The following is a 13,182-nucleotide window of genomic DNA, read 5'->3' as shown; positions in this document are numbered from 1 at the left end:
GCACGCAACTGCTCGAGCCGGGCCCGGGCGGCGGCGGCGGCCGCGTCGAAGCGGGTCTGCAACAGCGACGGTGCCTCGTCGCCCGCCGCCAGCTGCTGCCAGGCGTCGACGGCCGCCTCGAGGGGGGCGGAGATGGCGTCGGCGCGCGTCTCGTGGGCGAGCCCTTCCACCATGTCGCAGAGGCGGTCGCGACTGAGCTCCCCCGGCTGGGCCGGGGTCTCCATCGTCACCGGCCGCTGCTCGCGCAACCGCGTGCGGGCGCGGCGCGACACGAGCTTGTTCTTGGCGCGGTTGGCCACCTGCTCGAGGGCGTCGGCCTCGGTGAGCGACTCGAGGGCCGACAGCGCCACGTCCTTGTGCTCGCTGTTGAGGGCCACCAGCAGCCGCTCGGCCGGATCGGTCATCAGCGCGAGGGCCGCCAACCGGATGCCCCCTTCGCTGGCGCGCCCGGCCACGCTGCCAATCAGGCGCGGCGCCGAGAGCCGCCGCAGCGCGGCCAACCCGACGGCTTCCGCATCGGTCGTGCGCGCCACCACCGCCAGATCCCGCTCGTCGTCGAGGCCGGCCAGCGCCTCGAGCGCCTCGGCCTCGTTGCTGCCGTCGGTGGCGAGATCCATGAGGAGCTTGCGGGCTTCGGCACGGACGCCTTCGTCCATGTCGCTGCGTGCGACGCTCGCGAGGGTGCCGATGTCTTCCACCCGCGCCACGGCCCGCCGGCGTACACCGGCGTCCGCATCCTCGCGGGCGAGACTGCACAGCACCTCCTGGGCATCGTCTCCAAGCTCGTTGACCGCCTCGAGCCGGATGGCCGGGTCGGCATGCTTCCACTTGGGCTGCCGAAAGCGATCGAAGAGGGCCATGACAGTACGTTCTCCGGAAGAAACCCAGCGCGGCTGGCAGCCGCGCGACAGAACCGGTAGTCTACCTGCTCATCCCGACGTTCTGCCACCACACGCCTCGACCATGCCTCCGCCCTCGCGCCCGTCACACTTCGATCGCTCGATCATCGAGGGGTCTCTCGGGCGCGCCGTCTGGCGCATCGCCTGGCCCACGATGCTCCAGAACGCCATCGGCGGGCTGCAGGGCATCATCGACCACGCCATGGTGGGCCACTTCGTCGGCTACACCGCCAATGCGGCCATCGGCGTCAGCTGGCAGATCTTCCTCGTCGTCATCGTCTTCATCAGCTCGCTGTACGCCGGGATGGGCGTGCTGGTGGCGCGCTTTGCCGGCGCCGGGGACCGCGAGGCCGTGGACCGGGCCGTCGGGCAGGCGTTCCTGGTGTCGCTGGTCCTGGCCGGCGGCATCATGGCGCCGGTCGGCTACCTGCTCTCACCCCGCCTGCTCCTGTTCGTCAACGCCACGTCGGAGGTACGCGAGGCGGCCCTGCCCTTCCTGCGCCTCATGTTCGTCGGCGGCATCGGCCTGTTGACGTTCTTCCTGCTCGGTGGCGCCTTCCGCGCCGCCGGCGACCCGCGCACCCCCCTGCGGCTTGGCATCCTGCTGACGACCCTGAACGTCGTCTTCAACATCGTCCTGATCCGCGGAGCGGGCCCGATTCCGGCCTTTGGCGCCACCGGGGCCGCGATGGGCACGGTGGCGGCCTCGCTGATCGTGGCGATCCTCGGCCTGGTCGCCATGCGCTCGCCCACCGCCGCCATCCACCTGCCCAGCCTCACCGCCCTGCGGCCGGACTGGGCGCTCATCCGCCAGTTGTTCAAGTTCGGGTTGCCTACCGGCTTCCAGGGCGTGGCGATGAACGTCGGTGGCGTCTTCCTGCTGCGCTTCATCGGGGCCCTGCCCCAGAGCGCCCACGCACAGGCCGCGTACGCCATCGCCTACACCGAGCTGTTCTCGCTGATCACGTTCACGTCCGTCGGCGTCATGGGCGCGACGGCCGCCGTGGTCGGCCAGAACCTCGGGGCGGGCTGTCCCGATCGCGCGTGGCAGGCGGTCGGCGTCAGTTCGCGCCTCGCGTTCGGCGTCGCCGTCGGGGTCGGCCTGCTGTTCCTGCTCATCCCCGGGCCCTTGCTGGCCATCTTCGGCGTCGACGACCCGATCACGAGCGAGATTGCCCGCAGTCTCCTGCGGCACCTGGCCGTCTCGGGCCTCTTCGTCACGGTGGCCCTCGCCTACACCGGCGCGCTGCAGGGGTCCGGCGACACCCGCAGCCCCCTGTACATCTCGATCGTCTCGCAGGTCCTCATCCCGCTGGGTCTGTGCACCCTGTTCCAGCGCACCGGCACGTTCGAGCCGGTCGACATCTGGCGCGCCATCGTCGCCGGGCACATGACGCGGTGCCTGCTGTCGATCATCCGGTTCCGCCAGGGCAAGTGGCAACGCATCGTCGTGGATGTCGGGCAACGGGTGCCCGACACGCCGCGACAGGAGGTCACATAGCAATGGGCGACGCGAACAGGCATGTGGTGGCGATCTTCGGCGGGGCCTGTGCGGGCTCCACGGCAGCAGACATCCTCGCCGCCCGCGGCATCGACGTGGTGGTCTTCGAACAGAACGCCAGACCCTACGGCAAGATCGAGGACGGCCTGCCCCGCTGGCATCGCGACCAGCGCCGCATGGAATACAAGCGCATCGACGCGCGCCTCGACCGCCCCGGCGTGCACGTCGTCCCCCGCACCCGCCTCGGCACCGACCTGCAGTTCGACGAGGTCATCGGGTGGGGGTTCAGCGCCGTGCTGCTGGCCAACGGGGCATGGCGCGATCGGCCGCTCGACATCCCCGGCGCCGATGCCTGGCTCGGGCGCGGCCTGGTCTACCAGAACCCCTTCATCTACTGGTTCAATCACGCCCCGGAGGCCAGTTACAGCGGCCCCCGCTACACGATTCCGCCCGGCGCGATCTGCATCGGGGGCGGGCTGGCGTCCATCGACGTCATCAAGGTGTTCCAGCTCGAACAATACGGGCGGGCGCTGGCCGCACGTGGCATCGCCGTGACGATGCACGACCTGGAGCACGCCGGTATCGCCGCCACCTGTCTCGCGCACGGCATCGACGACCCGGCGTCGCTCGGTGTCGCGGACGGTTGGCTCGTCTACCGTCGGCGGGTCGAGGACATGCCGCTGGCCACGCCGCCCCCGAACGCCACGGCCGACCAGGTGCTCAAGATCGAGGCGGTCCGCCGCAAGATGCTGACCAAGGCCCAGGAGAAGTTCCGGTTCCACGTGCGCCCGATGGCCCTGCCCGTCGCCCTGCTCACCGAAGAGGACCGCGTCACCGGCGTCCGCTTCGTCGAGACCGAGATGCGTGACGGCAAGGCCGTGCCGCTCGACGATCGGGCGTTCGACCTCCACAGCACGCTCGTGGTCAGTGCCATCGGCAGCCTGCCCGAGCCGCTGCCGGGTATCGTGATGAAGGGCACGTTCTACGACTATGCGGACTGGGACACGGGCGCCTACGCCCCGGTCCCCGGCGTCTTCGGGGTCGGCAACGTGGTGACCGGCCGCGGCAACATCAAGGCCTCCGAGCAGCACGCGAAGGGCGTGGCCCACTGGCTGGCCGAGCACTACCTCGGCGTGCAACCCGAGCAGACGCCACGCAGCATCGACCAGATGACGGCCGGCGCCGAGGCGGGAGCCGCGGTCGCGGCCGCGCAGGTGGCCAGCTACGTGGAGGCGCGTCCGCCCCTCACGGCGGCGGAGGCCGAGGCCCTGCTGGCCCGGGTCCGCACCCGCCAGTCGCAGGTCGGCTACGGCACGTACGTCGACTGGATGGCGCAGGTGACGCCGGCGGATGCCGACTAGCCCGGCGCCGCCCAGCGCTTCGCCCTTTGTTCGCTTTCATGTAGCCTGTAGCCAGACGGCCGACCGACGCCGGCCGTGCCTGTCGACGAAGGCCGACGGCCGCCTGCCGACGGCCGTCAGTGAAATCGCCAATGTCCACTGAACCGAATCTGTTCGATCTGCCCGACGCGCCCGACGGTGGTGGCCCGCCTGCCCCCGGCGGCGCGGCCCCGCCGCCCACCGGCCCGGGCGAGACCGCCATCGCCCTGCACGATGCCGCGCAGACGCGGTACCTGAACTACGCCCTGTCGGTCATCACCTCGCGGGCCCTGCCCGACGTGCGCGACGGCCTCAAGCCGGTGCAGCGCCGCATCCTCTACACGATGTGGCAGCAGAACCTGACCGCGGACGCCAAGCATCGCAAGTGCGCCAAGGTCGTCGGCGACGTGATGGGCAACTATCACCCGCATGGCGACAACGCGCTCTACGAAACGCTCGTTCGCATGGCGCAGCCCTTCTCGCTGCGCTATCCGCTGATCGACGGCTCGGGCAACTTCGGGTCGCTCGATGGCGATGGCGCCGCCGCCATGCGCTACACCGAGTGCCGCCTGGCGCGCATCAGTGACGAACTGCTCACCGAGCTCGATCAGGACACGGTGCCGTTCCGGCCCAACTACGACGGCACGCGCACCGAGCCCGTGGTGTTGCCGTCGCGCGTGCCCACGCTGCTGATCAACGGCGCGATGGGCATCGCCGTCGGCATGGCGACCAACATCCCGCCCCATCACCTCGGCGAGGTGTGCACGGCGCTGCTCCGGCTGATCGACAACCCGGAGCTCACGACGCTGCAGTTGTGCAAGTACGTCAAGGGGCCCGACTTCCCCACCGGCGGGCAGATCCTCAATTCGCCCGACGAACTGAAGGAGATCTACCGCACCGGCAGCGGCGCCATCCGACTGCGGGGGATGTGGGAGAAGGGCGAGGTCGGCCGCACGACCAAGGTGATCACGATCACCGCCATTCCCTACACGGTGGACAAGTCCGAGCTGGTGACGCGCATCGCGGACCTGGTGATCTCGCGCAAGCTGCCACCGCTGCTCGACGTACGCGACGTCAGCACCGACGACATCCGCGTCGAACTCGAGATCAAGCGCGATGCGGACGAGGCGCTGGTGATGGCCTATCTGTGTCGGCACACGCCGCTGCAGGTCAGCCTCGGGGTCAACCTGACCTGCCTGATCCCGACCGAGCAGGACGACATCGGCCGTCCGGAGCGGCTCGACCTGAAGGCGATGCTCTGGCACTTCCTGCATTTCCGCATGGACGTGGCCAGCCGTCGGCTCGAGCACGAAGCCGCCACGATTGCCCGCCGCGTCCACATCCTCGAAGGCTTCGAGAAGGTCTTCGATGCCCTCGACGCGATTCTGCAGATCGTGCGCACGTCCGACGGCAAGGCCGACGCCGCGGCCAAGATCATCGCCAGGTTCGGCCTCGATGCCGAGCAGACCGACGCGATTCTCGAGCTCAAGGTCTACCGCCTCGCGCGTCTCGAGATCCTCATCATCCGGCGCGAGCTCGCCGACAAGCGTGAGCGGGCGGCCGAGATCGCCGCGCTGCTGGCCGACGAACCGGGGCGCTGGGCGCTCGTGCGCAGCGAGGTGGCCGAGGTCCAGAAGCTGTACAGCGACACCCGCGCCGACCGTCGGCGGACGACGTTTGCCAGCGATGCCGACGTGGTCGAGTACGACGCCGAGGCCTTCATCATCGAGGAGGACAACGTCGTCCTCGTGTCGCGCGACGGCTGGATCAAGCGCCAGAAGGAGGTCAAGGATCCAGCCACGACGCGCCTGCGCGAGGGCGACGAGATCCTGGCGGCCGTCGGTGGCAGTACGCGGGCGACCGTGGTGCTCTTCACGTCGCTCGGCGTGGCCTACACCTGCCGCATCGTCGACGTCCCGGCGTCGACCGGGTATGGCGAACCGGTGCAGCGCCTGTTCAAGTTCAAGGACGGCGAGCGCGTGATCGCCGTCATGAGCCTCGACCCGCGTGTCAGTCCGGGGCTGCAGCCGAAGCAGGAGGGCGACACGCCGCCGCGCCACGCGTTTGCCGCCACCTCGGATGGGTACGCGCTCCGCTTCAGTCTGGCGCCGTACGTCGAGCCGAGCACGCGGGCCGGCCGCAAGTTCGTCAAGATGCCGGATGGCGTCGAGGTCGTGGGCGTGGTGCAGATGACCGGCGACGAGACCATCATCGCGGCGACACGCGAGGCGCGCGCGATGCTGTGCCCGGCCGCCGAGGTCAACGTCCTGTCGGGCCCCGGCCGCGGCGTCATCCTCATCAAGATCGACGGCGCGAAGGATCGCCTGCTCGGGTTCATCGCCTCGAAGGGCGATCGCGACCTGATGGTGGTCGAGACCTCTCGGGGCGCCGAGCAGACCGTCAGCACGGCCAAGTACGAGGTCACGGCGCGCGGCGGCAAGGGGCGCGAACTGCTGCAGCGCGGGTCATTCACGCGGGTCGTGCCGCCGGCGCCCACGGTGGTCGGCGTGCCCGAATGAGGGAGGGACATCGGATGTCGGACTGGCGACGCCTCGTGCTCGTCCTGACGCTGGCCATGATCGCGGTGGGTGGCGGCTGTGCGGCGCAGGACGCGACGCCGGACACCGGCTGGCGGGTCGGCACCTCGAGCCGGTCGGTACTCCCCACCGTGGATGGCGGCCACGGCTACGCGGCGCCCGAGCGCCTGCCACCCGATGCCGATGCCGACGACCCCGGGGTGTTTGCCGCCCAGTTCGACCAGGGACCGATCACCGTCGGCAACGGCAAGGACAATGCGCACTGGGTGCGCGACGACCTGCGCGTCCGGACGCTGGCACTGCAGCGCACCGGCAGCGATCAGGTCGTGGTGATCGCCGCGGCCGACGTCTACATGGTGTTCAGGCCCGACGCGGAGGAGCTCCGGCGGATGGTGCGCGAGGTCCTGCCCGCGCCCCTGCGCGATCGCGTGGAGGTGATGGTCCACGCGACGCACAACCATCACGGGCCGGACACGGCCTTTGCCGTCAACGCCGAGTGGTACCGCTTCTTCCTCGAGCAGGCACGCGACGCCGTGCGCGAGGCGGTGGAGCGACTCGAGCCCGCCACGCTGCGGGTGGCCGAAGGGACGCACTACTTCGGCGGCAGTGATCTCAGCGGCCTGCGCGTGTTCGATCCCACGCTCGGCGTGCTGCAGGCCAGGGCCACCGACGGGCGCGTCATCGCCACCGTCGTCAACTGGGCCAATCATCCCGAGAGCACCCTCAACTGGTCGCCGCCGCGCGACCGGATCGCCGCGGCCTGCCGCACGCTGGCGTGGGACGAGACGGCCTGCGACGCCCAGGGGCGGTACCTGACCGCGGACTTCCCGGGGGCCCTCGCCCGCTGGCTCGGACGCCGCCTGGGTGGCGAAGTCATCTACATCAACGGCGCGATCGGCGCGATGGCCTCGCCGCTGGACGTGCCGGCGTGGGAGGTGGGCGACCGCGCCCCGGTCGGCAACGGGTACACCGTGCCGCCCAATGCCACGCCTCCGGGCAGTGCCGGGCGCGACTTCCTCGTCCGCAACTTCCGCAAGGCCATTCTCGTCGGCGAGCAACTCGGTGTGGCCGTCGAGGGGCTGCTGCGCGACACCGTCCCGCTCGAGCCGACGCGGCTCGAGGTGCGGCACCAGGCCTTCTTCACCCGGATGTCCAACATCGGGTTCCGCAAGCTCGCGGTGGTCGATGCGCAGACCGGGCGTCCGGGACTCGGCTTCAAGGTCGGCGAGCTGTTCACGTGTCCGTCGACGGGCCCCAAGACGGCCGCCACGTGCCAGGACGATGGCCGCGCGACCGAGGAGGATCCGGTCATGGGCCCCATCCGGAAGGGCGATCACACCAGGACCACGGTCAGCCTCCTGCGCGTGGGCGACCTCACGTTCGGCTTCCTGCCGGGTGAGGTCCCGGGCGAGCTGGTGATCGGCTTGCCGCGCGGCATCCGACGCACCCCCGAGCGCTGGGCCGACGAGGCACCGGCCGCGCACGCGTCCCCGGACCGCATCGCCACGCCCGGCTACGTCAAGCGGATGCTCCCGGGCACGTGGCGGTGGGCCGTGGGTCTCGGCAACGACGAACTGGGCTACATCCTGCCACTTGCCGACTTCCGCGTGCTGTGCGTCGCGGATCGTCTCGGGGCCCCGGGGACGTGCGCCCGCCTGCACGCCGCAGGCGTCATCGACTATCCGGATGCCGTGTCGGGGGCGCGCTGCAAGGCGCTGACCGACGCCCCGACCGGTGTCGAGGCCTTACCCGAGGGGAGCGCCCGGGAGGCCGTGATCGGATCGTGTCGCTATGGCCAGGCTCTGGGCCGCGCCGAGGGGCACTACGAAGAGACCAACGCGGTGGGCTGGGATGCCGCGGCCGACATGATGACGGCCGTGTCGGCGCTCACGGGGAGCTCGGATCGCACCCAGATCAACGAGCGCTTCGAGGGCCACCACCACCGGTACCCGCCGCCGACGCCGTAACCCGTCGGACGCCTCGGCGAGGCGTCCCTCCCATCACGCCGTGACGGATCGCGTCTGGAAGCCGGCGTCTTCGAGGTCGTGCAGGATGGCATCCATCCGGGCGGCCACGTCGGCGGGCAGCTCATCGTGATGCTGCTTGATGAGGCGGCTCATGGTGAAGGCGCGGAAGCGGATGGCCTCCATGTGGAACGCCTTGATGGCCCGTTCGAGGTGTTCGCCGAGTTCGATCAGCTGACTGACGACGGGCGAGGGCGGCACGGTGCGCAGGTAGGCCACGAGCGCGCCGGCGTCCTGCGCGGCCTTGTCGCGGGGGGTGGGAGCAGAGGTCACGGCGGCCATCATAGCGGGGTGGCCGCGGGCCGAGAAGCCCCCCGAGCGGCGTGCTGGCGCGGTTTTCGCCGGCGGGTGCGTTCGTCAACTTGCTTGATACGTTAAAGTTAGCGTTTCCACAAACCGTGTCATCGCCCTTGCTGAACCGTGTGGGTTCCGGCATACTGCCGCCACTTGCGCTGGACGCATTCCGTGTCCGCGCCCCACGTCTTCCTCTCCACGCGAGGCACACGAGACTTATGGGTTCAGCTGCGTCGCGCGAAGCCATTCGCGCCATCCGGGATTGGGCCGTCACTGGCCCGGCCGCCCGCCCCGCTCCCCGCACGGCCGACGACTTCGGTCGGCTCGTCTTCAGCGATGCCGTCCAGCGCATCAAGCTGCCGCGGGCCGTCTACAAGGCCCTGCGCCGCACCATCACGCGCGGCCAGACCCTCGACGAGTCCGTGGCCGACGCCGTGGCCGTCGCGGTCAAGGACTGGGCGCTCGAGCATGGCGCCACTCACTACACCCACTGGTTCCAGCCCCTCACCGGCATCACGGCCGAGAAGCACGACGCCTTCCTGTCGCCGACGCCCGAAGGCAAGGCCGTCACCGAGTTCAGCGGCAAGGAACTGATCAAGGGGGAGCCCGACGCCTCGTCGTTCCCGTCCGGGGGCATGCGCTCGACGTTCGAAGCGCGTGGCTACACGGCGTGGGACCCGACCAGCCCGCCCTGGATCTACAAGACGGCGTCCGGCACCACGCTGGTCATCCCCAGCGCCTTCGTCAGCTGGACCGGTGAATCGCTCGACAAGAAGACGCCGCTGCTGCGCTCCATCGAGGCGCTGTCCAAGCAGGCCGTGCGCATCCTGACGCTGTTCGGCTCGTCGGCCGATCGCGTGATGACGACGTGCGGGCCCGAGCAGGAGTACTTCCTGATCGACGCGCACTTCTACTACGCGCGCCCCGACCTGATTGGCGCCGGCCGCACGCTGTTCGGGGCCAAGCCGCCCAAGGGCCAGGAGCTCGAGGACCAGTACTTCGGCTCGATCCCGGAGCGCGTGCTCGCCTGCATGCGCGAGGTCGAGGACGAGCTCTACGCCATCGGCGTGCCGATCAAGACGCGGCACAACGAAGTGGCGCCGAGCCAGTACGAGATCGCGCCGATCTTCGAGCACGCCAACGTCGCCACCGACCATCAGATGATGGTGATGGAGACGCTCAAGCGCGTCGCGCCCAAGCACGGGCTGGCCTGCCTGCTCCACGAGAAGCCGTTTGCCGGCGTCAACGGTTCCGGCAAGCACGTCAACTGGAGCATGAGCGACAGCGAGGGCAACAACCTCCTGAACCCGGGCGACACGCCGCACGACAACATCCAGTTCCTGGTGTTCTGCGCCGCCGTCATGCGCGCCGTCAACAAGTACCAGGGCCTGCTGCGCATGAGCGTGGCCAGCGCCGGCAACGACCACCGCCTCGGCGCCAACGAAGCGCCGCCGGCGATCATCTCGATCTTCCTCGGCGACATGCTGACCAGCATCTTCGAGCAGATCGAGAAGGGGGCCACCCGGCACACGACGCACGGCGGCCTGCTCGAGACCGGCGTCGACGTCCTGCCCAAGCTGCCGCGTGATGCCGGCGACCGCAACCGCACGAGCCCGTTCGCCTTCACCGGCAACAAGTTCGAGTTCCGCGCGGTGTCGTCCAACCAGAGCATCGCCTTCCCCAACATCGTCCTCAACGTGGCGGTGACCGAGTCGCTCGACTACATCGCCACCGACCTCGAGAAGTCGGTCGAGAAGGGCGTCGATCTCCAGGAGGCCGTCGGCAAGCTCCTGGTGAAGCTGGTGAAGGAGAACAAGCGGATCATCTTCAACGGCAACGGCTACTCGGAGGCCTGGCAGAAGGAAGCGGCCAAGCGCGGCCTGCTCAACGCCCGCAACACGGTCGATGCCCTGCCGGAACTGACGACCGCCGAGGCCGTGAAGCTGTTCGAGAGCTACAAGGTCCTCAACAAGCGTGAGCTCGAGGCGCGTCTCGAGATTAACTTCGAGGCCTACAACAAGACGATCAACATCGAAGCGCAGACCATGGTGCTGATGGCCAACCGGTACATCCTGCCGGCGGCCCTCGGGTACCTGACGCAGGTCGCGCAGAGCGTCGCGGCGGGCAAGGCCGCCGGCGTCCAGAGCAAGGAAGCCAAGAAGCTGCTCGTCGAGATCAGCGGCCTGGTCGACACGCTCAAGGTGCGCACCGAGGCCCTGATCAAGGCGCTCGCCCACGAGGGCAACGGCGACTCGCACAAGCACGCCACGTACATGCGCGACAAGATCGTCCCGGCGATGACGGCGCTGCGCGAGACCGGCGATGCGATCGAATCGCTGGTGCCGTCCAACGACTGGCCGCTCCCCACGTACCGGGAGATGCTCTTCATCAAGTAGCGGCGTCGCCGGTCGGCCGTCGGCACGCGGCCGTCGGCCTTCGAACTTCCGTCTTCGGACTTCGGACTTCGGACTTCGGCCCTGAAAGGCGGCGGGTGCACCTGCACTCGCCGCCTTTTCGTTTTTCTTCGCCCTTTCCCCGTTTCCCTTTATCCTTGGCTCTGGCCGTTTTGCCCTGTTCGCCCTTTTTGCCCGTACGCACTTTCTGAATGTCCACGTCCTACACCGCCAAAGACATCACCGTCCTCGAGGGCCTCGAGCCGGTGCGCAAGCGCCCCGGCATGTACATCGGCGGCGTGGGCGCCTCCGGCCTGCATCACCTCGTCTGGGAGATTCTCGACAACTCCATCGACGAGGCGATGAACGGGCATGCGACCCAGATCGGCGTCACGCTGCATGCCGATGGCAGTTCGATCACGGTGACCGACGATGGCCGCGGCATCCCCGTGGATGTCCACGCCAAGACGAAGAAGACCGCGCTGGAGCTGATCTTCACGGTGCTGCACGCCGGCGGCAAGTTCGAGCAGGGCAACTACAAGACGTCCGGTGGCCTGCACGGCGTCGGCGCCAGCGTCGTCAACGCGCTCTCGCGGGAGCTGGTCGCCACGGTCAAGCGTGACGGCTTCCAGTGGGAGCAGCGCTTCCGGCAGGGCGTGCCCCAGGGGCCGCCGACCAAGCTGGGACCCGCCCGCGGCAGCGGCACGACGGTCTTCTTCCGGCCCGACACGACGATCTTCCCGAAGATCGAGTTCGACGCCGACACCATCGCCCAGCGGCTCGAGGTGGCCAGCTACCTGCACCGCGGTCTCCGCATCACGTACGAGAACGAGGTCACCCGGCAGAAGGTGACCTACGCCCATGCCGATGGCCTGGCCGACTACCTGCGCAAGCTGGTCGCCGAGCGCGGCACCAAGCCCGTGCACGAGAGCGCGTTCGTCGTCTCGCGCGATGGCGCCCTCCGGCTCGACCTCGCGATGCAGTGGACCGAGTCCACCGACGAGCACCTGCGCAGCTACGTCAACGGCATCCCGACCGGATCGGGCGGCACCCACGAGAACGGCTTCCGCGCCGGTCTCGGCAAGGCGATGCGCAACTTCATCGAGACGCACAACCTCTCGCCGCGTGGCGTCACGCTGACGGCCGAAGACCTCCGGGAGGGACTCGTCGGCGTGCTGAGCGTGTTCATCGAGGAGCCGCAGTTCCAGGGGCAGACCAAGGACCGCCTGAACAACCCGGAGGTGCAGTCGGCCGTCGACGGCCTCGTACGCCCCGCCCTCGAGCACTGGCTGAATCAGAACATCTCGATCGCCGAAGCCATCGTGGCGCGGGTGATCCTGTCGGCCCGTGCCCGCGAAGCGAGCCGCGCCGCCCAGCAGGAAGTCACCCGCAAGACCGCCACCGCGCACCGGCTCACACTGCCGGGCAAGCTGTCGGACTGCACGACGACCAATCGCGGCCTGAGCGAGTTGTTCATCGTCGAGGGCGATTCGGCCGGCGGCTCGGCCAAGCAGGGACGCGACCGTGTGCGCCAGGCCATCCTGCCCCTGCGCGGCAAGGTCCTCAACACCGAGAGCGTGTCGACGGCCAAGGTCCTCGAGAACAAGGAACTGGCCGATCTCGTGACGGCGCTCGGCTGCGGCGTCGGCAAGCAGTTCGACCTGTCGCGCCTGCGGTACGGCAAGGTGGTGCTGCTGGCCGATGCCGACTCCGACGGCCACCACATCGCGACGCTCCTGCTGACGTTCATCTACCGGCACATGCCGCAGCTGATCACGAGCGGACGCGTCTTCATCGCCCAGCCGCCACTATTCCGCATCGACATCGGCAAGGAGACGTTCTGGGCCCAGGACGATGCCCAGCGTGATGCGATCGTCAGGAAGGCCACCGGGCGGGCCAAGCCGGACATCACGCGGTTCAAGGGCCTCGGCGAGATGATGCCCAAGGTGCTGTGGGAGACCACGCTCAATCCGAAGACGCGCCGCCTGCTGCGCGTGATGATCTCGGACCAGTTGGTGACCGACCGCATCATCAACGAGCTGATGGGCAAGGACGCCTCGGCCCGTTTCCGGTTCATCATGGACCGGGCCGTAGATTGTTATGATCTGTACTTCTATGGTCGTTTTTGCAGTCTCGCGTTCTCGAGATTTATTTT

Annotated in this window: 7 protein-coding genes and 1 pseudogene; 6 read left to right on the top strand and 2 right to left on the bottom strand. The window is 69.1% G+C overall.

The window, feature by feature from the left end; all coding sequences use genetic code 11:
• Positions 1-860 (bottom strand): annotated as a pseudogene (locus tag Q0C41_RS24935) (hypothetical protein); the annotation flags it as partial.
• Between the two features lie 103 nt (positions 861-963).
• On the opposite strand from Q0C41_RS24935, the gene Q0C41_RS24930 reads away from it, so the two are divergent.
• The 4 genes from Q0C41_RS24930 (at position 964) to Q0C41_RS24915 (ending at position 8,283) form a co-directional block, all read left to right on the top strand.
• Positions 964-2,400: an MATE family efflux transporter gene (locus Q0C41_RS24930; protein ID WP_291988520.1), complete on the top strand. Its 1,437-nt coding sequence runs from the start codon at positions 964-966 to the stop codon at positions 2,398-2,400.
• 2 nt (positions 2,401-2,402) lie between these two features.
• Positions 2,403-3,761, top strand: coding sequence for a hypothetical protein (locus Q0C41_RS24925; RefSeq protein WP_291988518.1), 1,359 nt, complete (start codon positions 2,403-2,405; stop codon positions 3,759-3,761).
• A gap of 131 nt (positions 3,762-3,892) precedes the next feature.
• Positions 3,893-6,298 (top strand): DNA topoisomerase IV subunit A, encoded by a 2,406-nt coding sequence (locus Q0C41_RS24920; protein WP_291988516.1) that lies wholly within the window; start codon positions 3,893-3,895, stop codon positions 6,296-6,298.
• 14 nt (positions 6,299-6,312) lie between these two features.
• Positions 6,313-8,283, top strand: coding sequence for a hypothetical protein (locus tag Q0C41_RS24915; protein WP_291988514.1), 1,971 nt, complete (start codon positions 6,313-6,315; stop codon positions 8,281-8,283).
• Between the two features lie 33 nt (positions 8,284-8,316).
• Here the strand turns inward: Q0C41_RS24915 and Q0C41_RS24910 are convergent, their stop codons facing one another.
• Positions 8,317-8,613 (bottom strand): hypothetical protein, encoded by a 297-nt coding sequence (locus Q0C41_RS24910; protein ID WP_291988511.1) that lies wholly within the window; start codon positions 8,611-8,613, stop codon positions 8,317-8,319.
• A gap of 239 nt (positions 8,614-8,852) precedes the next feature.
• Between Q0C41_RS24910 and Q0C41_RS24905 the strand changes: the two genes are divergently transcribed.
• A complete protein-coding gene (locus tag Q0C41_RS24905) occupies positions 8,853-11,030 on the top strand; it encodes a glutamine synthetase III (protein ID WP_291988509.1) in 2,178 nt (725 codons plus the stop codon).
• 209 nt (positions 11,031-11,239) lie between these two features.
• A partial coding sequence (locus Q0C41_RS24900) for a DNA topoisomerase IV subunit B (protein WP_291988508.1) occupies positions 11,240-13,182 on the top strand: 1,943 nt, incomplete at its 3' end.

The sequence above is a fragment of the Luteitalea sp. genome (assembly GCF_022842525.1).
Classification (GTDB): Bacteria; Acidobacteriota; Vicinamibacteria; order Vicinamibacterales; family Vicinamibacteraceae; genus Luteitalea.
Note: the sequence above shows the minus strand (reverse complement) of the source record. Positions and strands in the feature narration are given on the sequence as shown.

Coding starts and splice junctions, on each gene's coding strand:
- Q0C41_RS24925 (WP_291988518.1), top strand. CDS start 2,403: ATGGGCGACGCGAACAGGCATGTGGTGGCGATCTTCGGCGGGGCCTGT.
- Q0C41_RS24920 (WP_291988516.1), top strand. CDS start 3,893: ATGTCCACTGAACCGAATCTGTTCGATCTGCCCGACGCGCCCGACGGT.
- Q0C41_RS24905 (WP_291988509.1), top strand. CDS start 8,853: ATGGGTTCAGCTGCGTCGCGCGAAGCCATTCGCGCCATCCGGGATTGG.
- Q0C41_RS24915 (WP_291988514.1), top strand. CDS start 6,313: ATGTCGGACTGGCGACGCCTCGTGCTCGTCCTGACGCTGGCCATGATC.
- Q0C41_RS24930 (WP_291988520.1), top strand. CDS start 964: ATGCCTCCGCCCTCGCGCCCGTCACACTTCGATCGCTCGATCATCGAG.